This window comes from Streptomyces sp. NPDC002698, from assembly GCF_042888945.1.
Lineage (GTDB): Bacteria > Actinomycetota > Actinomycetes > Streptomycetales > Streptomycetaceae > Streptomyces.
In genome coordinates this window covers 252128-272540 of record NZ_JBIAQM010000003.1, presented here as the reverse complement: position 1 = coordinate 272540, position 20413 = coordinate 252128, and the positions used below count along the sequence as shown (strand labels likewise).

Genomic DNA, 20413 nt, shown 5'->3' with positions numbered 1-20413 from the left:
CATGCTGATCCCCCGTAGGGTCAAGCACCGCAAGCAGCACCACCCGAAGCGCCGTGGTCAGGCCAAGGGCGGTACGCAGGTTTCGTTCGGCGAGTACGGCATTCAGGCCCTCACGCCGGCGTACGTGACGAACCGCCAGATCGAGGCCGCGCGTATCGCGATGACCCGCCACATCAAGCGTGGCGGCAAGGTCTGGATCAACATCTACCCGGACCGCCCGCTCACGAAGAAGCCTGCCGAGACCCGCATGGGTTCCGGTAAGGGTTCCCCCGAGTGGTGGATCGCGAACGTGCACCCGGGCCGGGTCATGTTCGAACTGTCCTACCCCAACGAGAAGATCGCCCGTGAGGCCCTCACTCGCGCAGCCCACAAGCTGCCGATGAAGTGCCGGATCGTCAAGCGCGAGGCAGGTGAAGCGTGATGTCGGCCGGTACCAAGGCGTCCGAGCTGCGCGAACTGGGTGACGAGGAGCTTCTCGCGAAGCTCCGCGAAGCCAAGGAAGAGCTGTTCAACCTCCGCTTCCAGGCGGCGACCGGTCAGCTCGAGAACCACGGTCGGCTCAAGGCCGTCCGCAAGGACATCGCGCGGATCTACACCCTGATGCGTGAGCGCGAGCTGGGCATCGAGACGGTGGAGAGCGCCTGATGAGCGAGAGCAACGTGACTGAGCAGAAGACCGACCGCGGTTTCCGCAAGACCCGTGAGGGTCTGGTCGTCAGCGACAAGATGGACAAGACCGTCGTCGTCGCTGTCGAGGACCGCGTGAAGCACGCGCTGTACGGCAAGGTCATCCGCCGTACGAACAAGCTCAAGGCCCACGACGAGCAGAACGCCGCCGGCGTCGGCGACCGCGTCCTCCTGATGGAGACCCGGCCGCTGTCCTCGACGAAGCGCTGGCGCATCGTCGAGATCCTCGAGAAGGCCAAGTAAGTACCTGAGGGGTTTCCCTGAGGTTGGTTCCGCCAGGCTCGGGGCGGGGTCGTGATGAACGACCCCGCCCCGGGAACCGGCAGACAAACAGGAGATAGACGTGATCCAGCAGGAGTCGCGACTGCGTGTCGCCGACAACACTGGTGCGAAGGAAATCCTTTGCATCCGTGTGCTCGGTGGCTCCGGTCGCCGCTACGCGGGCATCGGTGACGTGATCGTCGCCACCGTCAAGGACGCGATCCCCGGCGGCAACGTGAAGAAGGGTGACGTCGTCAAGGCTGTCATCGTTCGCACCGTCAAGGAGCGCCGCCGTCCGGACGGCTCGTACATCCGCTTCGACGAGAACGCCGCCGTCATTCTGAAGAACGACGGCGACCCTCGCGGCACCCGTATCTTCGGCCCCGTCGGCCGTGAGCTGCGCGAGAAGAAGTTCATGAAGATCATCTCGCTCGCGCCGGAGGTGCTGTAAGCATGAAGATCAAGAAGGGCGACCTGGTTCAGGTCATCACCGGTAAGGACAAGGGCAAGCAGGGCAAGGTCATTGCCGCTTACCCGCGCGACGAGCGCGTCCTGGTCGAGGGTGTCAACCGGGTCAAGAAGCACACGAAGGCCGGTCCGACCGCCAAGGGTTCTCAGGCCGGTGGCATCGTCACGACCGAGGCGCCCGTCCACGTCTCCAACGTCCAGCTGGTCGTTGAGAAGGACGGCAACAAGGTCGTCACGCGCGTCGGTTACCGCTTCGACGAAGAGGGCAACAAGATCCGCGTTGCCAAGCGGACGGGTGAGGACATCTGATGGCTACCACCACCACTCCGCGTCTCAAGACGAAGTACCGCGAGGAGATCGCGGCGAAGCTGCAGGAAGAGTTCTCCTACGAGAACGTCATGCAGACGCCGGGCCTCGTCAAGATCGTGGTCAACATGGGTGTCGGCGACGCCGCCCGTGACTCGAAGCTCATGGACGGTGCCGTCCGTGACCTGACCACGATCACCGGTCAGAAGCCGGCCGTCACCAAGGCCCGCAAGTCCATCGCGCAGTTCAAGCTGCGTGAGGGTCAGCCGATCGGTGCCCACGTCACGCTCCGTGGCGACCGCATGTGGGAGTTCCTGGACCGCACCCTGTCGCTCGCGCTTCCGCGCATCCGCGACTTCCGTGGTCTGTCCCCCAAGCAGTTCGACGGCCGTGGCAACTACACCTTCGGTCTCACGGAGCAGGTCATGTTCCACGAGATCGACCAGGACAAGATCGACCGTACCCGGGGCATGGACATCACCGTGGTGACCACGGCGACCAACGACGCTGAGGGCCGCGCCCTTCTCCGTCACCTCGGCTTCCCCTTCAAGGAGGCGTAAGCGAGATGGCGAAGAAGGCTCTGATTGCCAAGGCTGCTCGTAAGCCCAAGTTCGGTGTGCGTGGCTACACGCGCTGCCAGCGCTGCGGTCGTCCGCACTCCGTGTACCGCAAGTTCGGCCTGTGCCGCATCTGCCTTCGTGAGATGGCTCACCGTGGCGAGCTGCCGGGCGTGACCAAGAGTTCCTGGTAGTCCCTGTAATTCAGGGATCCAGGACTCTCGGTAAGTAAAGGGCTCTGTCAGGCGCCCACCTCTCCATGGCTTAGGCTAGGAGGGTTGGGCGCCTGACGCCCAGACGACTTACTACGCCGTAGGTCCCCGCACCGCACCCGTCCCGCCACTGAGTGGGGAGAGGGATGGCGCATACAGGAAACCCCGGCGAGAGAGGCCGAAGGCCAATTCATGACCATGACTGATCCCATCGCAGACATGCTTACCCGTCTGCGTAACGCGAACTCGGCGTACCACGACGATGTCGCGATGCCGCACAGCAAGATCAAGTCTCACATCGCGGAGATCCTCCAGCAGGAGGGCTTCATCACCGGCTGGAAGGTCGAGGACGCCGAGGTCGGCAAGAAGCTCGTCCTCGAGCTGAAGTTCGGCCCGAACCGTGAGCGCTCCATCGCGGGCATCAAGCGGATCTCGAAGCCGGGTCTGCGTGTGTACGCGAAGTCCACCTCCCTGCCCAGGGTGCTCGGTGGCCTCGGCGTGGCGATCATCTCCACGTCACACGGTCTCCTCACCGACAAGCAGGCCGGCAAGAAGGGCGTAGGCGGAGAAGTCCTCGCCTACGTCTGGTAGAAGGGAAACGGAGGAAACAGCTATGTCGCGTATTGGCAAGCTCCCCATCACGGTTCCCGCCGGCGTGGACGTCACCATCGACGGCCGTACGGTCCAGGTGAAGGGTCCCAAGGGCTCCCTCTCCCACACCGTCGCGGCGCCGATCGAGGTCGCCAAGGGTGAGGACGGCATTCTCAATGTCACCCGCCCGAACGACGAGCGTCAGAACAAGGCCCTCCACGGCCTGTCCCGCACGCTGGTGGCGAACATGATCACCGGCGTGACCACGGGTTACGTGAAGAAGCTCGAAATCAGCGGTGTCGGTTACCGCGTCCTGGCGAAGGGCTCCAACCTGGAGTTCTCGCTCGGCTACAGCCACTCGATCACGGTCGAGGCGCCCGAGGGCATCTCGTTCAAGGTCGAGAACCCGACGCACTTCTCGGTCGAGGGAATCGACAAGCAGAAGGTCGGCGAGGTTGCGGCCAACATCCGCAAGCTGCGCAAGCCCGACCCGTACAAGGCCAAGGGCGTCAAGTACGAGGGCGAAGTCGTCCGGCGCAAGGTCGGAAAGGCGGGTAAGTAAGCCATGGCATACGGTGTCAAGATTGCTAAGGGCGACGCTTACAAGCGTGCTGCCATCAAGCGTCGTCACATCCGGATCCGTAAGCACATCTCGGGTACGGCTGAGCGTCCGCGCCTGGTCGTGACGCGCTCCAACCGTCACATCGTGGCCCAGGTCATCGACGACGTTAAGGGTCACACCCTCGCGTCGGCGTCGACCCTGGACACCACGATCCGCGGTGGCGAGGCCGACAAGTCGGCTCAGGCGAAGTCGGTCGGCGCCCTGGTCGCCGAGCGCGCCAAGGCCGCCGGTGTCGAGGCTGTCGTATTCGACCGTGGTGGCAACCAGTACGCCGGGCGCATCGCCGCCCTGGCGGACGCCGCTCGCGAAGCCGGACTCAAGTTCTGAGTCGCCCGTCGCGCTAGCGACTTGATTGTCGCTGCGTAGCTAGCGGAAAAAGAGAGAGGTAATCCAATGGCTGGACCCCAGCGCCGTGGAAGCGGTGCCGGTGGCGGCGAGCGGCGGGACCGGAAGGGCCGTGACGGCGGCGCTGCTGCCGAGAAGACCGCGTACGTTGAGCGCGTTGTCGCGATCAACCGCGTCGCCAAGGTTGTGAAGGGTGGTCGTCGCTTCAGCTTCACCGCGCTTGTCGTGGTAGGCGATGGTGACGGCACCGTCGGTGTCGGTTACGGCAAGGCCAAGGAGGTGCCGGCCGCGATCGCCAAGGGTGTTGAAGAGGCCAAGAAGCACTTCTTCAAGGTCCCCCGTATCCAGGGCACCATCCCGCACCCGATCACGGGCGAGAAGGCCGCGGGCGTCGTCCTGCTCAAGCCTGCTTCCCCCGGTACCGGCGTTATCGCCGGTGGCCCGGTGCGAGCTGTCCTGGAGTGCGCCGGCGTTCACGACATCCTGTCGAAGTCGCTCGGTTCTTCCAACGCGATCAACATCGTGCACGCGACCGTGGCGGCCCTCAAGGGCCTGCAGCGTCCCGAGGAGATCGCGGCTCGCCGTGGTCTGCCCCTCGAGGACGTCGCCCCCGCGGCTCTCCTTCGTGCACGTGCCGGGGCGGGTGCGTAATGGCTCGCCTCAAGGTCACGCAGACGAAGTCGTACATCGGCAGCAAGCAGAACCACCGTGACACCCTGCGTTCCCTTGGTCTCAAGGGCATCAACACGCAGGTCGTCAAGGAGGACCGCCCCGAGTTCCGCGGAATGGTTCACACCGTCCGCCACCTCGTGACGGTCGAGGAGGTCGACTGATCATGGCGGAAAACAACCCGCTCAAGATCCACAACCTCCGTCCCGCCCCGGGCGCCAAGACCGCGAAGACCCGTGTCGGTCGTGGTGAGGCGTCGAAGGGTAAGACGGCCGGTCGTGGTACCAAGGGCACGAAGGCCCGTTACCAGGTTCCGGAGCGCTTCGAGGGCGGGCAGATGCCCCTCCACATGCGTCTCCCGAAGCTCAAGGGCTTCAAGAACCCGTTCAAGACCGAGTTCCAGGTCGTGAACCTCGACAAGCTGGCCGCGCTGTACCCGGAGGGTGGCGAGGTCACCGTCGAGGGTCTCGTCGCCAAGGGTGCCGTTCGCAAGAACAGCCTCGTCAAGGTCCTCGGCCAGGGCGAGATCTCCGTGGCGCTGCAGGTGACGGTCGACGCCGTCTCCGGCTCCGCCAAGGAGAAGATCACCGCCGCCGGCGGTACCGTCACCGAACTCGTCTGATTTCAACAGGCGTCTCGATGACCTGAACGATCCCGACCGGGGATGCCCACAAAAGGGGCATCCCCGGTTGGTCGTTCCAAGGGGGGCAGTGTCGCCGGTAAGGTGGCCTGCACTGTTAATTTTCGTCCGGCGTGCCCCACGGGAACTCCGGGCGGTCTTTGACTGTTGGTTAGCTGTCAGTCATCCGTCGAACCTCAAGACCGTCACCCTCTGACGCTGTAGCGCGGGGGTCGCAGGAGGCACCGTGCTCACCGCGTTCGCCCGGGCGTTCAAGACGCCCGACCTGCGCAAGAAGCTGCTCTTCACGCTCGGCATCATCGTGGTCTACCGCGTCGGTACCCACGTTCCGATCCCCGGCGTGGACTACAAGAACGTCCAGACGTGCATGGACGTGGCCGACTCGAACCGTGGGCTGTTCAGCCTGATCAACATGTTCAGTGGCGGCGCTCTGCTGCAGATCACGATCTTCGCGCTCGGCATCATGCCGTACATCACGGCGAGCATCATTCTCCAGCTGCTCACCGTGGTGATCCCGCGACTGGAGGCCCTCAAGAAGGAGGGTTCGGCCGGTACGGCGAAGATCACGCAGTACACCCGCTATCTGACGGTCGCGCTCGCCATCCTGCAGGGCACGGGCCTGGTGGCCACCGCGCGCAGCGGCGCGCTGTTCTCCGGCTGCCCCGTGGCCAACCAGATCGTCCCGGACCAGTCGATCTTCACCACGATCACGATGGTCGTCACGATGACCGCCGGTACCTGTGTCGTCATGTGGCTCGGTGAGATCATCACCGACCGCGGCATCGGCAACGGCATGTCGATCCTGATGTTCATCTCGATCGCGGCGACCTTCCCGAGCGCTCTGTGGACCGTCAAGATCCAGGGCAAGCTGGCCGATGGCTGGATCGAGTTCGGCACGGTCATCGCGGTGGGTCTGTGCATGGTCGGCCTGGTGGTCTTCGTCGAGCAGGCGCAGCGCCGCATCCCGGTCCAGTACGCGAAGCGCATGATCGGCCGCCGTTCCTACGGCGGTACCTCGACCTACATTCCGCTGAAGGTCAACCAGGCAGGTGTGATTCCTGTCATCTTCGCGTCGTCGCTGCTCTACATTCCGAGCCTGGTCGCCCAGTTCTCGAAGAGCGATTCCGGCTGGAAAACCTGGGTCACGGCCAACCTGACCAAGGGTGACCACCCGATTTACATCACCATGTACTTCCTTCTGATCGTGTTCTTCGCGTTCTTCTACGTGGCGATCTCGTTCAACCCCGAGGAAGTCGCCGACAACATGAAGAAGTATGGTGGCTTCATCCCGGGTATCCGGGCTGGCCGGCCGACCGCTGAGTACCTCAGCTACGTACTCAACCGGATCACCTGGCCGGGTTCGCTGTATCTGGGGCTGATCGCTCTCGTGCCGACGGTGGCGTTGGTTGGTTTCGGGGCAAACCAGAACTTCCCGTTCGGTGGCACCAGCATCCTCATCATCGTGGGTGTGGGCCTTGAGACGGTGAAGCAGATCGAGAGTCAGCTTCAGCAGCGCAATTACGAAGGGTTCCTCCGCTGATGCGAATCGTCCTCGTCGGGCCGCCCGGTGCCGGGAAGGGAACGCAGGCCGCGTTCCTCGCCAAGAATCTGGCGATCCCGCACATCTCAACGGGCGACCTGTTCCGCGCCAACATCTCTCAGCAGACGGAACTCGGCAAGCTGGCGAAGTCCTACATGGACAAGGGCGAACTGGTACCGGACGAGGTCACCATCGCCATGGCCAAGGACCGCATGGAGCAGCCCGACGCCGAGAACGGCTTCCTGCTCGACGGCTTCCCGCGCAACGTCTCGCAGGCCGAGGCGCTGGACGAGATGCTGAGCAGCGAGAGCATGAAGCTGGACGCGGTGCTGGACCTGGAGGTCCCCGAGGACGAGGTGGTCCGCCGTATCGCGGGCCGTCGCATCTGCCGCAACGACTCCTCGCACGTCTTCCACGTGTCGTACAAGGCGCCGAAGCAGGAAGGCGTCTGCGACGTCTGCGGCGGCGAGCTGTACCAGCGCGACGACGACTCCGAGGAGACCGTCCGTACGCGGCTGGAGGTCTACCACACGCAGACCGAGCCGATCATCGACTACTACCGTGCCCAGAGCCTGGTCGTCACGATCCCGGCGCTCGGCAAGGTCGAAGAGGTCACGGCGCGCTCGATGGAGGCGCTGGCCCGCGAGGACGCCTAGTCCCCGCGGTCCGTTCCGTGACGCACGCGTGTCGCGGGGGAGCGTGAAGCAGTACGTCGCATCGGCCGCGGCACCCTCACCGGGTGCCGCGGCCGACGTGCGAGGCGGACAGGGCGGAGGTCCTGTGCGCCGCGGGGTCCCGGGACCCCGGGCAGGGTGGGGCGAGTCCCCCGTATCGTTGGAGTAGTCCGTCTTCCGGTCCAGAAAGGCCGCAGCCACCATGGTGCAGATCAAGACCCCCGAGCAGATCGCCAAGATGCGTGAGGCGGGGCTGGTCGTCGCGGCGATCCATGCGGCCACGCGGGAAGCGGCGGTGCCCGGCGCGACCACCCGGGACCTGGACGAGGTCGCGCGCAAGGTGCTGGAGGAGCACGGCGCCAAGTCGAACTTCCTCGGGTACGGCGGCTTCCCCGCGACGATCTGCACCTCGGCCAACGAGGTCGTCGTCCACGGCATCCCGGACGACAAGACCGTCCTGAAGGACGGCGACATCATCTCCATCGACGCCGGCGCGATCGTGGACGGCTGGCACGGCGACGCCGCGTTCACCGCGTTCGTGGGTTCCGGCCACGCCCCGGAGCTGATCGAGCTCTCCCGGGTGACCGAGGAGTCGATGTGGGCGGGCATCGCGGCCATGAAGGTGGGCAACCGCCTGGTCGACATCTCCCGCGCCATCGAGACCTACATCCGCCGCCAGCCCAAGCCGGGCGGCGGCAAGTACGGCATCGTCGAGGACTACGGCGGCCACGGCATCGGCACCGAGATGCACATGGACCCGCACCTGCTGAACTACGTCGAGCGCAAGCGGGGGAAGGGGCCGAAGCTGGTTCCCGGCCTCTGCCTGGCGATCGAGCCGATGGTGTCTCTCGGCACACCGCGGACCGAGGTGCTGGAGGACGACTGGACCGTGGTCACCACGGACGGGACCTGGTCCTCGCACTGGGAGCACTCCGTGGCGCTGACGGCGGAGGGACCGCTGGTCCTCACGGCGCCCGACTGCGGCCGGGCGAAGCTCGCCGAGTACGGGGTCACGGCGGCGCCCGACCCCCTCGCGGGCTGAGGCGCCCGCCCCTCGCGGGCTGATGCCCCCGCCCGAGGGGAGCCCGCCCGCTCTCTTCGCCGGCCGTGCCAGCGGCCAGCCCCGCCCTTCGCGCATACCGCGCCGACGGGTGGGGCATCGTCATGAGTGGCGGGGAGGACCGAGGCTGATTCGTCTTTCCGGGAGCCCTGACGTAGACTGACTCGTCGGCTCTCGTGCACCCGCATGTCTGCATGCGCTCGCATGAAGTCGATCAAGGTAGTCGATTCGAAGGGCAAAGCGTGGCCAAGAAGCAAGGTGCCATCGAGATCGAGGGCACTGTCGTTGAGTCTCTTCCGAACGCGATGTTCAAGGTGGAGCTCCAGAACGGCCACCAGGTCCTGGCGCACATCAGCGGCAAGATGCGCATGCACTACATCCGCATCCTCCCTGACGACCGGGTCGTGGTGGAGTTGTCTCCGTACGACCTGACGCGCGGCCGGATCGTCTACCGCTACAAGTAGATCTTGCCTTGCTCCGTGTTCCCGTTCCGGGAGCGCGGGGGGTGGCACTGACCCGGAGAACCTCACCTAATGAAGGTCAAGCCGAGCGTCAAGAAGATCTGCGACAAGTGCAGGGTGATCCGCCGTCACGGTCGGGTCATGGTCATCTGCGAAAACCCGCGCCACAAGCAGCGCCAGGGCTGACGCACGACCGCACCTTCTGCACCCGCAGATACTTCGCGCGACGCAAGCAGTACATGTTCATACGCAGGATCCAGGGCTGAGTCTCATCAGGCCTGACACCCCCGGTCGGAGGCCGGGGACCCGGTTCGTACCGACTCCTCGATCCCTGGATCAGAGGACGACGGCGGGCGGGATCCGGTTCTGCGGAAGACCTCCGAACGACAACTGGAGCCATTGAATGGCACGCGTTTCCGGTGTTGACATCCCGCGCGAAAAGCGTGTGGAGGTCGCCCTCACCTACGTGTTCGGCATCGGCCGGACCCTTTCCCAGCAGACGCTGGCCGAGACTGGCGTGAACCCCAACACGCGCGTTCGTGACCTCTCCGAGGAGGAGCTGGTCAAGATCCGCGAGTACGTGGACGCCAACATCAAGACCGAGGGTGACCTCCGTCGCGAGATCCAGGGTGACATTCGCCGCAAGATCGAGATCGGCTGCTACCAGGGCATCCGCCACCGTCGTGGCCTGCCCGTGCACGGTCAGCGCACCAGCACGAACGCTCGTACCCGCAAGGGCCCGCGTCGCGCCATCGCCGGTAAGAAGAAGCCGGGCAAGAAGTAGTCCTCAGCGGACAACGCTTCATCAGCGGTCTTCGCTGTAGGACCGACCACCTCCCCGTAGGAGAAACAGATGCCCCCCAAGGGTCGTCAGGGCGCCGCCAAGAAGGTGCGCCGCAAGGAAAAGAAGAACGTCGCTCACGGGCACGCTCACATCAAGAGCACGTTCAACAACACGATCGTCTCGATCACCGACCCCTCGGGCAACGTGATCTCCTGGGCCTCCGCCGGCCACGTCGGCTTCAAGGGCTCGCGCAAGTCCACCCCCTTCGCCGCGCAGATGGCCGCTGAGTCGGCCGCCCGTCGCGCGCAGGAGCACGGCATGCGCAAGGTCGACGTCTTCGTGAAGGGCCCGGGTTCCGGTCGCGAGACCGCGATCCGCTCCCTCCAGGCCACTGGCCTCGAGGTCGGCTCGATCCAGGACGTCACCCCCACCCCGCACAACGGCTGCCGTCCGCCGAAGCGCCGCCGCGTCTGACGCACGGCCGCTCGGCCGTCGATCCTGACGGCCCTGTGCTTGGTTCGAGGTTTCCGGGCGGTACGGCTCCGTAAAAGGGCCGTATCGCCCGTACCCTTGCTGTACCCGCCTCTTCGGAGGCGCGGTTTTGTCGGACGTCAAATAGCGGGCGTCCACGAATGAAGGACTGATCACCACATGCTGATCGCTCAGCGCCCCTCGTTGACCGAAGAGGTCGTCGACGAATTCCGCTCCCGGTTCGTGATCGAGCCGCTGGAGCCGGGCTTCGGCTACACCCTCGGCAACTCCCTGCGCCGCACCCTCCTCTCGTCGATCCCCGGCGCTGCTGTCACCAGCATCCGCATCGACGGTGTCCTGCACGAGTTCACCACCGTGCCGGGCGTCAAGGAGGACGTCACCGACCTGATCCTCAACATCAAGCAGCTGGTCGTCTCCTCGGAGCACGACGAGCCGGTCGTGATGTACCTGCGCAAGCAGGGCCCGGGTCTGGTCACCGCCGCCGACATCGCGCCCCCGGCCGGTGTCGAGGTCCACAACCCCGACCTCGTCCTCGCCACGCTCAACGGCAAGGGCAAGCTGGAGATGGAGCTGACCGTCGAGCGCGGTCGCGGCTACGTCTCCGCCGTCCAGAACAAGCAGGTCGGTCAGGAGATCGGGCGCATCCCGGTCGACTCGATCTACTCGCCGGTGCTGAAGGTCACGTACAAGGTCGAGGCGACCCGTGTCGAGCAGCGCACCGACTTCGACAAGCTGATCGTCGACGTCGAGACCAAGCAGGCCATGCGTCCCCGTGACGCCATGGCGTCGGCCGGTAAGACCCTGGTCGAGCTGTTCGGTCTGGCCCGCGAGCTCAACATCGACGCCGAGGGCATCGACATGGGCCCGTCCCCCACGGACGCCGCCCTCGCCGCCGATCTCGCGCTGCCGATCGAGGAGCTGGAGCTCACGGTCCGCTCGTACAACTGCCTCAAGCGTGAGGGCATCCACTCCGTGGGTGAGCTCGTCGCCCGCTCCGAGGCCGACCTCCTGGACATCCGCAACTTCGGCGCGAAGTCCATCGACGAGGTCAAGGCGAAGCTGGCCGGCATGGGCCTGGCCCTCAAGGACAGCCCGCCCGGATTCGACCCGACCGCCGCCGCCGACGCCTTCGGCGCCGACGACGACGCGGACGCGGGTTTCGTGGAGACCGAGCAGTACTGAGCCCCAGTACTGGGACGGCTTCCGTCCTCCGGGGTCCTTCGGGACCCCGGATCTTCGACGGGCGATCGCCCGCTCGGACACTGACTCCGGTACCTGATACGGCCGGGGCAGACACCTAGGAGAAACATCATGCCGAAGCCCGCCAAGGGTGCCCGTCTGGGCGGCAGCGCCGCGCACGAGAAGCTGCTCCTCGCGAACCTCGCGAAGTCGCTCTTCGAGCACGGCCGCATCACCACCACCGAGGCCAAGGCCCGTCGCCTGCGTCCCTACGCGGAGCGTCTGGTCACCAAGGCGAAGAAGGGTGACCTTCACAACCGCCGTCAGGTGCTCTCGGTGATCACGGACAAGAGCATCGTGCACACGCTCTTCACCGAGATCGGCCCGCGCTACGAGAACCGCCCGGGTGGCTACACCCGTATCACCAAGATCGGTAACCGCCGTGGCGACAACGCGCCCATGGCCGTCATCGAGCTGGTGGAGGCCCTGACCGTGGCCCAGCAGGCCACCGGTGAGGCCGAGGCTGCCACCAAGCGTGCCGCCAAGGAGACCGAGGCCCCGGCCAAGGTCGAGGACACCAAGGTCGAGGACGCCGCCGAGGCTCCCGCCGAGGAGTCGAAGGACGCCTGAGGCACTGCCTCGCTGTGAGCGGGTCCGTCCCTTTCGGGGCGGGCCCGCTTTCGCGTTCCCGGGGAGGAACCCGGGCTTGAGAGGATCTAGGTGTGAGTGACGAAGCGGAGCCCGGGTTCGTCCGGGTGCGGTTGGACCTGTCGTACGACGGGACCGGGTTCTCCGGGTGGGCGAAGCAGGCCGGCGGACGCAGGACCGTGCAGGGGGAGATCGAGGACGCCCTGCGGACGGTGACCCGGACGAAGGACACCACGTACGAGCTGACCGTGGCCGGGCGGACCGACGCCGGGGTGCACGCGCGTGGCCAGGTGGCCCACGTCGACCTGCCCGCGGAACTGTGGGCCGAGCACCGGGAGAAGCTGCTGAAGCGGCTCGCCGGGCGGCTGTCCAAGGACGTGCGGGTGTGGTCGCTCACCGAGGCGCCCGCCGGTTTCAACGCGCGGTTCTCGGCGGTCTGGCGGCGCTACGCCTATCGCGTGACCGACGAACCCGGCGGTGTCGACCCGCTGCTGCGCAGTCATGTCCTGTGGCACGACTGGCCGTTGGACGTGGACGCCATGAACGCGGCGGCCCAGCGGCTGCTGGGGGAGCACGACTTCGCCGCCTACTGCAAGAAGCGCGAGGGTGCGACGACCATCCGCACCCTCCAGCAACTGAGCCTGGTCCGGGGCGAGGACGGCGTCATCACCGCCACCGTGCGGGCCGACGCCTTCTGCCACAACATGGTGCGGTCGCTGATCGGGGCCCTGCTGTTCGTGGGGGACGGGCACCGCGGGCCCGAATGGCCGGGCAAGGTGCTCGCCGCCGGCGTACGGGACTCGGCCGTTCACGTCGTACGGCCGCACGGGCTGACGCTCGAGGAAGTCGGCTACCCAGCCGACGAGTTGCTGGCCGCGCGGAACAAGGAGGCCCGGAACAAGCGGGCGTTGCCGGGGGCGGGCGGATGCGAGACCTGCTGACACCCGGGCGCCCGCGCGGGTCCGCTGACGGCCCGTCCGCCTGAGCGGGCGTCAACTGCCGTGTGCGGGGCGGTGCGGCGGCCGGTGTTCACCGGCCGCCGCCCGCAACCGCTACTGGTTGGCCGCGGCCGACGCCTGGGCCTGTCCCCGCCGGCCGATCTGACGGAACGCGAACTCCGCGAGATCGTCGCCGGTCGTGAACACCGCGGTGTCCTTCGTCGTCACGTCCTTGCCGTTGGTGAAGCCGGAGAGCGTGAAGTAGGCGTAACGCCCGTAGGCGTTGGTGGTCGACCGGCAGACGGCCGCGTCGCAGAACGCCTTGATGCCGTTGCCCGGGAGCGAGGCGATGATGCTCTTGCTGTCCGCGTCGGCCTTGGCCTTGGCGGCCTGGGCCTCGGTGTCGAAGACCGCGACGCCGACCGTCACCGCCACCCCGTCCTTGACGTAGGTGACCCGCATGAAGCGGGTGCAGCCGTCCTTCTTCAGAACCGGCGGCAGCGTGCCCTTCACGGCCGAGGCACAGTCCTTCGTGTCGGCCGTCGGACCCTTGCGGTACACACGGTTGCCCATGGTGAGCTGCGTACCGGGGAAGAGGATGTCCGGGCTCAGCGGCGCGGTGTCCTTCTGCGCGCTGGCTATGAACTGCTTCGGATCCAGCGGCGGCGGAGCCGAGGTCGGCTCGAAGGACGGCGCCGGTGTCGTGGCGCCGGGGATGTCCGAGCTGGCCGGCAGTTGGGACGGCTGGTTCGTGGCCTGATCGTTCCCGTTCGCGTTGGCGACGGCCATGGCCACGGCAGCGCCGACCGCGACGGTGGCCAGCGCCCCGCCCACGATGAACAGCACTTTGCGGCGCTTGTTGCGCGTTTCGGAAGCCTCCGCCATGGCGGCCCAGTCGGGATTCCCGCCGGAACGCTGGTTGTTCCACTGAGGCGTCTGCTGAGAACCCGGCTTCCAGGGGTCCCACGGGGGCTGCCCCTGCCCACCCTGCCCATAACTCATGCGCCGCATCTTAGACGGGGGTTGGGGGGTGCCGGTCAGCTCCACCGGGCACTTGAGCCCCTAGCGTGATCTGAATGCGCAAGGGCAAAAGTGACATCTCCGGGTGGTTGGTACGTAGAGCCTCCTGGCACGCGTGGGCGGTCTCGGGCACGGTGCTGTGCGCGCACGCCGTGGGCGTCGCGCTCCGCACCTCGGACGGGGGGATGGACAACGCGATCGTCGTCCGGGCGGCGCGGACCTGGCTGGACGGCGGTTCGCCCTACGCCGACCGGCACTTCCTCTATCTCCCGAGCGCGGTGCTCGCGGCGGTGCCGCAGACGCTGCTCCCGGCGTACGCGCTCCGCGTGCTGGTCCCCCTGACGGTGACCGCGCTGCTGGTGACGGGCTGGGCCTGCGCGCTGAGCGTCCACGGGGTGCCCTGGCGCAGCCGCCTCGCGGTGCTCGGCCCGGCCGGGCTCGCGCTGGGCTTCGCGCCCTTCGGCCACCTGGTCCTGCTCGGCAACTGGACCGTGACCGCCGCGGCGGCGCTGCCGCTCGCCCTGCTGCTGGCCGCGCGGGACCGGTGGGGGTGGGCCGGAGTGGTCATCGGCGCGGCCCTCGCCCTGAAGCCGCTGCTCGTGCCCGTGGCGCTCCTCTTCCTTTTCGCGCGCCGATGGCGGGCGCTGGCCGCGATGTTCCTCGTGCCCGCCCTGGCGTCCGGCGGGGCGGCGCTGCTGATGCCCGATCCTGCGGCGTTCGTCACACGGACGCTGCCGTTCCTGCTGCGCGGCCACGACGGCTTCGTACGCCTCTACGAGGCCTCTCCGGCTGCCGTGCTGCCGCGTCTCGGGGTGCCGTCCCCGGTGGCGGTCGCGCTGGCCTGCGCGGCGGCGGGTGCCGGGGTGCCGGCCGCGTACCGCCGCTGGTCGCGCGGTGTTCCCGGGCCGCTGCGGCTCGCCGAGACCGCGGTGCTGCTGATGCTCTCGGCGTTCCTGGTGTCCCGGCCGTCCTACGACCACTATCTGCTCGTCGTGGTGCCGCTGCTGCTGGCGGGGCTGCCGTATCCCGGTGCGGCGGCCCGTGGGCCCTGGTTCTGGCTGGCGCTGGTGCCGCAGGCGCCCGGCGCGGACTGGCCCTGGCTGGAAGCGGTGACCCGGCGTTCCTTCCGCGACTGCTTTACCCTGTGTGTGATGACTGCATCGGTGGCGCTCCCGCGCCGCCGGCACCTGCCGCTCGCCGGCCCGGACCACTTCGTCGCCCAGCGACGGGGACGACGGGCCACGAGGGTGTGAGCACTCGCGTTTTGACCCTTGCGGGCCGCCACGGGTAAGCTTGCAGTTCGTTATGTGTATTGGCTTGCTCATTCTCACGTGAGGGGCCCTTACACCGGTCCACCGGGGCTGATGACCAGCGACCAGCACGCGGTATGCGTCACCGCAGTGCGGTCAGGGCTGTCGTGATCGTCCGTGGTGGCCATGTCAGGACCCACTCACTGAAGAAGCGAAGGCTACGACCGTGCGTACGTACAGCCCCAAGCCCGGCGACATCACTCGCCAGTGGTACGTCATCGACGCCCAGGATGTCGTCCTGGGTCGTCTGGCGACCACTGCCGCGAACATTCTGCGCGGCAAGCACAAGCCGATCTACGCGCCCCACGTCGACGCTGGTGACTTCGTCATCATCATCAACGCCGACAAGGTGCACCTCTCCGGCAACAAGAAGACCCAGAAGCTGGCGTACCGCCACTCCGGTTACCCGGGTGGTCTGCGCTCCGTCCGCTACGACGAGCTGCTGGCGAAGAACCCCGAGAAGGCCGTCGAGAAGGCCATCAAGGGCATGGTTCCCAAGAACACCCTGGGCCGTCAGGTGCTCTCGAAGCTGAAGGTCTACGCGGGCGAGAACCACCCGCACGCTGCGCAGCAGCCGGTCCCGTTCGAGATCACCCAGGTCGCGCAGTAGTTCCGGCCACCCCCTAAGACATAAAGAAATCTGAGGAGAATCGTGGCCGAGACCACCGTTGAGCAGCCGGTCGAAGAGACTGAGCTCGTCGACATCGAGAGCTACACCACCGAGTCCGAGGTGCCCGTCGAGGGCGAGTACACCTCGGAGTCGCTCGAAGGCCGCTTCGGCGACCCGCAGCCGGCCGCCGGCCTGGGCCGTCGCAAGAACGCCATCGCCCGCGTCCGGATCGTTCCGGGCACCGGCAAGTGGAAGATCAACGGTCGCACCCTTGAGGACTACTTCCCCAACAAGGTGCACCAGCAGGAAGTCAACGAGCCCTTCAAGGTGCTCGAGCTCGACAACCGCTACGACGTCATCGCCCGTATCTCGGGTGGCGGCGTCTCGGGTCAGGCCGGTGCCCTGCGCCTCGGCGTGGCCCGTGCGCTGAACGAGGCCGACGTGGACAACAACCGCGGCGCCCTCAAGAAGGCCGGCTTCCTCAAGCGCGACGACCGTGCGGTCGAGCGCAAGAAGGCCGGTCTCAAGAAGGCCCGCAAGGCTCCGCAGTACAGCAAGCGTTAATCTTCGCCGCTTGCTTCTGCGCGTAGTACGCGTAGCTCCGAACGCCCCGGCTGCACGCCACAGTGCCGCCGGGGCGTTCGTTTATCACAGTGGTTGGGCGTATAACGGCACAAGGTGCTCAAAGGCTCATGTGATCGGATGGCTCCGTATCCTTCGGAGGACTTCCGTACTCTGCAGCTTTTCTCAGGAGGACAAGTGGGACGACTCTTCGGCACGGACGGCGTGCGCGGTGTCGCCAACGCGGATCTGACGGCCGAGCTCGCGCTCGGGCTTTCCGTGGCAGCGGCGCACGTACTCGCCGAGGCGGGCACGTTCGAAGGCCACCGGCCCGTAGCCGTGGTCGGGCGGGATCCGCGCGCGTCCGGGGAGTTCCTGGAGGCCGCGGTGGTCGCGGGCCTCGCCAGCGCCGGTGTGGACGTCCTGCGCGTCGGCGTGCTGCCCACCCCCGCGGTGGCGTACCTCACCGGAGTGCTCGGCGCCGACCTCGGCGTGATGCTCTCCGCGAGCCACAACGCCATGCCCGACAACGGCATCAAGTTCTTCGCCCGCGGCGGGCACAAGCTCGCCGACGAGCTGGAGGACCGGATCGAGGGCGTCTACGAGGAGCACCGCACCGGCGCTCCCTGGGACCGCCCGACCGGCTCCGGCGTCGGCCGGGTGAACTCCTACGACCAGGGCTTCGACCAGTACGTCGCCCACCTCATCGGTGTCCTCCCGAACCGCCTCGACGGTCTGAAGGTCGTCCTCGACGAGGCGCACGGCGCGGCCGCCCGGGTCTCGCCCGAGGCCTTCGCGCGGGCCGGTGCCGAGATCGTCACGATCGGCGCGGCGCCCGACGGGCTCAACATCAACGACGGCTGCGGCTCCACCCACCTGGAGCTCCTCAAGGCCGCCGTCGTCGAGCACGGCGCCCACCTCGGCATCGCGCACGACGGCGACGCCGACCGCTGCCTCGCGGTGGACCACACGGGCGAGGAGATCGACGGCGACCAGATCCTGGCCGTTCTCGCGCTGGCGATGCGGGAGCGTTCCGTACTGCGCTCCGACACCGTTGTCGCGACGGTCATGTCCAACCTGGGCTTCAAGCTCGCCATGGAACGCGAAGGTCTCGCCTTCATCCAGACCGCGGTCGGCGACCGCTACGTCCTGGAGGAGATGAAGCGGCACGGCTACGCGCTCGGCGGCGAGCAGTCCGGGCACGTCATCATCCTCGACCACGCCACGACCGGCGACGGCACGCTCACCGGCCTGCTGCTCGCCGCCCGGGTCGCCCAGACCGGCCGTACGCTCCGGGACCTCGCCTCGGTCATGGAACGGCTGCCGCAGGTCCTCATCAACGTGCCCGACGTCGACCGGACACGGGTGAACTCCTCCGCCGAGCTCGCCGCCGCGGTGGCCGACGCCGAGAGCGAACTCGGCACCACCGGACGGGTGCTGCTGCGCCCCTCCGGCACCGAGCCGCTCGTCCGCGTCATGGTCGAGGCCGCCGACATCGACCACGCCCGCTCGGTGGCCGCGCGCCTCGCCGACGCCGTGAAGTCGGCGCTCGGCTAGGACAGGTCCCAGGCCTCTCCGCCTGAATACGTGAGGCCCGGCACCCCAGGGGTGCCGGGCCTCACGGCTGTCCACGGCGGTGTCCTCGCCGGGCGGCCCGTTACCGGGCGGGGTCCGGACGGGCGACCCGGTGCTCGCGCCGCATCGCCCAGAACCACTTCTGGGCGAGCAGCGTCAGCGTGCCGGCGACCACGATGCCGAGCAGATTGAACAGCAGCTGCTTGGTGGAACCCCACGTCTGGCCCATGTCGCCGTAGCTCAGGGCCACCGCGGCGTTCGCGGCGGCCGGGACCGTCGTCACGGAGATCGCGACACCGACCAGGGCTCCGGACTTGGCCGAGGTCAGCGACAGCATGCCGGCGGCGCCGGCGAGCACCGCGACGACGAAGGAGAACCAGTCCGGGGCGTAGACGAACCCGGTGTTGGGGCGCGGCCCCTCCAGTTCCGCCTCGCTGAACAGTCCCACCCCGTCCATGAACAGGCTGAAGAGCACCGTCACCGCCATGGCGATCGCGAAACCGGCCAGCAGCGCCGTCAGGGAGCGCAGGGCGAGGAGCCGCCCCCGCTGCACGACCGCCGTGCACAGCCCGGCCAGCGGGCCGAACTCCGGCCCCACGGCCATGGCGCCCACGATCAGGACCGCGTTGTCGAGCACCACACCGCACGCCGCGATCATCGTGGCGATCGTGATGAAGGCGACGTAGGTGACCGACAGCGTCGACTCCTCGTGCGTGGCCTCCTCCAGGTGCTCCCACAGCACCGCGTCGACGCCCTCGCCCGGGGCCTCGTCCTCCGCCTCGTCGGCCCGCTTCGACAGCGACAGGTCGATGTTCTCGACGGCGATCGACCCGGTCCGGTCGAGCCCGGCCTCCCGGAGCCGGCCGATGAGTTCGTCGCCCGCCTCGCGCGCGACATCGCACATGACGACGTCGCCCGCCGGACTGCGGGCGGCACCCGGAAGCACGACGAGGTGCGCGGTGCCGACCGTTCCCTCGATCAGGCGTACGACGTCGTCGGTCCGGTCCGGGGGAGTGATCAGGCGTAGGTGCAGCATGGCCGCAGATTAGTCGTACGTACGGACGGTCGTGCGGAACGGCCGTACGGGACTACAGCTTGCGCAGGCTCAGGCGCTGCACCTTGTGGTCCGGGCCCTTGCGCACGACGAGGGCCGCCCGGCCGCGGGTGGGAGCCACGTTCTCCAGCAGGTTCGGCTTGTTGATGGTGCGCCAGGTCGTACGGGCGTAGTCGAGGGCCTCCTCCTCCGAGACCTGGGTGTACTTGAGGAAGTACGAGTCGGGCTTCTGGAAGGCCGTCGCGCGCAGCTTGCGGAAGCGGTTCAGGTACCAGCGCTCGATGTCCTCGGGGCGGGCGTCGACGTACACGCTGAAGTCGAAGTAGTCCGCGAGGCCGACCCGCGTGCGGCCGTCCTTGCCGGGCAGCGCCGGCTGGAGCACGTTCAGGCCCTCGACGATGAGGATGTCGGGGCGGCGGACGGTGAGCCGCTCGCCCGGCACGATGTCGTAGATCAGGTGCGAGTAGACGGGTGCCGTCACCTCGTCCTTGCCCGCCTTGATGTCCGCGACGAACCGGGTCAGGGCCCGGCGGTCGTACGACTCGGGGAAGCCCTTGCGCGACATCAGTCCGCGCGCCTCGAGTTCCTTGGTGGGGAGCAGGAAGCCGTCCGTGGTGACCAGTTCGACGCGGGGGTGCTCGGGCCAGCGGGAGAGCAGTGCCTGGAGCAGCCGGGCCACGGTGGACTTGCCGACGGCCACGGAACCGGCGACGCCTATGACGAACGGGGTGCCGGACTGTGAGCCCTTCTCGCCCAGGAACGTGTTGAGGGCGCCTCTGAGTCCGTCCGTGGCGCCGACGTACAGGTTCAGCAGCCGGGACAGCGGCAGATAGATGTCCCGCACCTCGTCCAGGTCGATGACATCGCCCAGGCCGCGCAGCTTCTCGAGCTCCTCGGCGTTCAGCGTGAGCGGCGTCTTCTCACGCAGCGCGCTCCACTCGGCGCGGGTGAGATCGACGTAGGGAGTCGCCTCCGGCTTGGACCGGTGGGCGCTCCGCGGCAACGGGGAGACCGGAGAGATCACAGTCCATTGTTAACGGAGTTTGAACGGGGTGGGGGGTGGGGTCCGTCACGCCGGGTGACTCCGGCGGGGCCGAGGAGCCTGCCGGCCGTCTCCGAAAGGGCTCCAGAATTTCCGATATCGGGCACG

30 protein-coding genes are annotated in these 20413 nt (G+C 67.4%); 27 read left to right on the top strand and 3 right to left on the bottom strand.

From position 1 onward, the window contains the following. Position 1 precedes the first annotated feature (1 nt). From rplP to truA, 23 genes are all read left to right on the top strand, one after another. Positions 2 to 421, top strand: coding sequence for a 50S ribosomal protein L16 (rplP, locus tag ACFYW9_RS05975; RefSeq protein ID WP_010986348.1), 420 nt, complete (start codon positions 2 to 4; stop codon positions 419 to 421). Then, on the top strand, positions 421 to 645 hold the full coding sequence (gene rpmC, locus ACFYW9_RS05970; protein WP_003998824.1) for a 50S ribosomal protein L29: 225 nt from the start codon (positions 421 to 423) through the stop codon (positions 643 to 645). Before rplP ends, rpmC begins: the two co-directional genes overlap by 1 nt. Further along, complete coding sequence (gene rpsQ, locus ACFYW9_RS05965) at positions 645 to 929, top strand: 30S ribosomal protein S17 (RefSeq protein ID WP_266761752.1); 285 nt, start codon at positions 645 to 647, stop codon at positions 927 to 929. The genes rpmC and rpsQ overlap by 1 nt, the downstream gene beginning before the upstream one ends. 100 nt (positions 930 to 1029) lie before the next feature. Beyond that, entirely contained in the window at positions 1030 to 1398 is a 369-nt protein-coding gene (gene rplN, locus ACFYW9_RS05960) for a 50S ribosomal protein L14 (protein WP_003998823.1), read from the top strand. Positions 1399 to 1400: 2 nt separating this feature from the next. After that, positions 1401 to 1724, top strand: a complete 324-nt coding sequence (gene rplX / locus ACFYW9_RS05955) for a 50S ribosomal protein L24 (protein WP_328449240.1) — start codon at positions 1401 to 1403, stop codon at positions 1722 to 1724. After that, entirely contained in the window at positions 1724 to 2281 is a 558-nt protein-coding gene (gene rplE / locus ACFYW9_RS05950; RefSeq protein ID WP_328449238.1) for a 50S ribosomal protein L5, read from the top strand. Before rplX ends, rplE begins: the two co-directional genes overlap by 1 nt. Before the next feature lie 5 nt (positions 2282 to 2286). Continuing rightward, entirely contained in the window at positions 2287 to 2472 is a 186-nt protein-coding gene (locus ACFYW9_RS05945) for a type Z 30S ribosomal protein S14 (protein WP_261705331.1), read from the top strand. Positions 2473 to 2682: 210 nt separating this feature from the next. Beyond that, positions 2683 to 3081 carry a 30S ribosomal protein S8 gene (gene rpsH / locus ACFYW9_RS05940; RefSeq protein WP_261705332.1) on the top strand — a complete coding sequence of 133 codons (399 nt, stop codon included), beginning with the start codon at positions 2683 to 2685 and terminating at the stop codon, positions 3079 to 3081. Positions 3082 to 3103: 22 nt separating this feature from the next. Beyond that, positions 3104 to 3643 carry a 50S ribosomal protein L6 gene (gene rplF / locus ACFYW9_RS05935; protein WP_269247080.1) on the top strand — a complete coding sequence of 180 codons (540 nt, stop codon included), beginning with the start codon at positions 3104 to 3106 and terminating at the stop codon, positions 3641 to 3643. 3 nt (positions 3644 to 3646) lie between these two features. Continuing rightward, positions 3647 to 4030: a 50S ribosomal protein L18 gene (gene rplR / locus ACFYW9_RS05930; protein ID WP_060901491.1), complete on the top strand. Its 384-nt coding sequence runs from the start codon at positions 3647 to 3649 to the stop codon at positions 4028 to 4030. A gap of 66 nt (positions 4031 to 4096) precedes the next feature. Further along, positions 4097 to 4699, top strand: coding sequence for a 30S ribosomal protein S5 (rpsE, locus tag ACFYW9_RS05925; RefSeq protein ID WP_055513610.1), 603 nt, complete (start codon positions 4097 to 4099; stop codon positions 4697 to 4699). Further along, on the top strand, positions 4699 to 4881 hold the full coding sequence (gene rpmD, locus ACFYW9_RS05920) for a 50S ribosomal protein L30 (RefSeq protein ID WP_055553514.1): 183 nt from the start codon (positions 4699 to 4701) through the stop codon (positions 4879 to 4881). The genes rpsE and rpmD overlap by 1 nt, the downstream gene beginning before the upstream one ends. 2 nt (positions 4882 to 4883) lie before the next feature. Further along, a complete protein-coding gene (gene rplO, locus ACFYW9_RS05915; RefSeq protein WP_003974249.1) occupies positions 4884 to 5339 on the top strand; it encodes a 50S ribosomal protein L15 in 456 nt (151 codons plus the stop codon). Positions 5340 to 5583: 244 nt separating this feature from the next. After that, positions 5584 to 6897 carry a preprotein translocase subunit SecY gene (gene secY / locus ACFYW9_RS05910; RefSeq protein WP_389145327.1) on the top strand — a complete coding sequence of 438 codons (1314 nt, stop codon included), beginning with the start codon at positions 5584 to 5586 and terminating at the stop codon, positions 6895 to 6897. Continuing rightward, complete coding sequence (locus tag ACFYW9_RS05905; protein ID WP_389145324.1) at positions 6897 to 7553, top strand: adenylate kinase; 657 nt, start codon at positions 6897 to 6899, stop codon at positions 7551 to 7553. The genes secY and ACFYW9_RS05905 overlap by 1 nt, the downstream gene beginning before the upstream one ends. A gap of 220 nt (positions 7554 to 7773) precedes the next feature. Continuing rightward, positions 7774 to 8613: a type I methionyl aminopeptidase gene (gene map / locus ACFYW9_RS05900; RefSeq protein WP_387302130.1), complete on the top strand. Its 840-nt coding sequence runs from the start codon at positions 7774 to 7776 to the stop codon at positions 8611 to 8613. Positions 8614 to 8873: 260 nt separating this feature from the next. Further along, positions 8874 to 9095, top strand: coding sequence for a translation initiation factor IF-1 (infA, locus tag ACFYW9_RS05895; protein ID WP_003948620.1), 222 nt, complete (start codon positions 8874 to 8876; stop codon positions 9093 to 9095). A gap of 69 nt (positions 9096 to 9164) precedes the next feature. Continuing rightward, positions 9165 to 9278, top strand: coding sequence for a 50S ribosomal protein L36 (gene rpmJ, locus ACFYW9_RS05890; protein ID WP_003998809.1), 114 nt, complete (start codon positions 9165 to 9167; stop codon positions 9276 to 9278). 217 nt (positions 9279 to 9495) lie between these two features. Further along, positions 9496 to 9876, top strand: a complete 381-nt coding sequence (rpsM, locus tag ACFYW9_RS05885; RefSeq protein WP_037626962.1) for a 30S ribosomal protein S13 — start codon at positions 9496 to 9498, stop codon at positions 9874 to 9876. Positions 9877 to 9945: 69 nt separating this feature from the next. Continuing rightward, a complete protein-coding gene (gene rpsK / locus ACFYW9_RS05880; protein WP_003956432.1) occupies positions 9946 to 10350 on the top strand; it encodes a 30S ribosomal protein S11 in 405 nt (134 codons plus the stop codon). A gap of 177 nt (positions 10351 to 10527) precedes the next feature. Beyond that, positions 10528 to 11550, top strand: coding sequence for a DNA-directed RNA polymerase subunit alpha (locus ACFYW9_RS05875; RefSeq protein ID WP_003966937.1), 1023 nt, complete (start codon positions 10528 to 10530; stop codon positions 11548 to 11550). 129 nt (positions 11551 to 11679) lie between these two features. Continuing rightward, complete coding sequence (gene rplQ, locus ACFYW9_RS05870; RefSeq protein WP_328670906.1) at positions 11680 to 12177, top strand: 50S ribosomal protein L17; 498 nt, start codon at positions 11680 to 11682, stop codon at positions 12175 to 12177. A 92-nt stretch (positions 12178 to 12269) separates the two neighbouring features. Next, positions 12270 to 13136 carry a tRNA pseudouridine(38-40) synthase TruA gene (gene truA, locus ACFYW9_RS05865; protein WP_389145317.1) on the top strand — a complete coding sequence of 289 codons (867 nt, stop codon included), beginning with the start codon at positions 12270 to 12272 and terminating at the stop codon, positions 13134 to 13136. A 111-nt stretch (positions 13137 to 13247) separates the two neighbouring features. Here the strand turns inward: truA and ACFYW9_RS05860 are convergent, their stop codons facing one another. After that, positions 13248 to 14135 carry a hypothetical protein gene (locus ACFYW9_RS05860; RefSeq protein ID WP_389145314.1) on the bottom strand — a complete coding sequence of 296 codons (888 nt, stop codon included), beginning with the start codon at positions 14133 to 14135 and terminating at the stop codon, positions 13248 to 13250. 74 nt (positions 14136 to 14209) lie between these two features. Here ACFYW9_RS05860 and ACFYW9_RS05855 point away from each other — a divergent pair, with 74 nt between their 5' ends. From ACFYW9_RS05855 to glmM, 4 genes are all read left to right on the top strand, one after another. Continuing rightward, a complete protein-coding gene (locus ACFYW9_RS05855; RefSeq protein ID WP_389145311.1) occupies positions 14210 to 15406 on the top strand; it encodes a glycosyltransferase family 87 protein in 1197 nt (398 codons plus the stop codon). 223 nt (positions 15407 to 15629) lie between these two features. Beyond that, on the top strand, positions 15630 to 16073 hold the full coding sequence (rplM, locus tag ACFYW9_RS05850; RefSeq protein WP_168529673.1) for a 50S ribosomal protein L13: 444 nt from the start codon (positions 15630 to 15632) through the stop codon (positions 16071 to 16073). A 42-nt stretch (positions 16074 to 16115) separates the two neighbouring features. Beyond that, positions 16116 to 16637: a 30S ribosomal protein S9 gene (gene rpsI / locus ACFYW9_RS05845; protein ID WP_351874953.1), complete on the top strand. Its 522-nt coding sequence runs from the start codon at positions 16116 to 16118 to the stop codon at positions 16635 to 16637. 195 nt (positions 16638 to 16832) lie between these two features. Next, on the top strand, positions 16833 to 18191 hold the full coding sequence (glmM, locus tag ACFYW9_RS05840; protein ID WP_351874956.1) for a phosphoglucosamine mutase: 1359 nt from the start codon (positions 16833 to 16835) through the stop codon (positions 18189 to 18191). 100 nt (positions 18192 to 18291) lie between these two features. Here glmM and ACFYW9_RS05835 read toward each other — a convergent pair whose 3' ends face one another. Beyond that, on the bottom strand, positions 18292 to 19245 hold the full coding sequence (locus ACFYW9_RS05835; RefSeq protein ID WP_389145306.1) for a DUF389 domain-containing protein: 954 nt from the start codon (positions 19243 to 19245) through the stop codon (positions 18292 to 18294). A gap of 52 nt (positions 19246 to 19297) precedes the next feature. After that, positions 19298 to 20287, bottom strand: coding sequence for a type I pantothenate kinase (gene coaA / locus ACFYW9_RS05830; protein ID WP_328670917.1), 990 nt, complete (start codon positions 20285 to 20287; stop codon positions 19298 to 19300). Positions 20288 to 20413 lie beyond the last annotated feature (126 nt).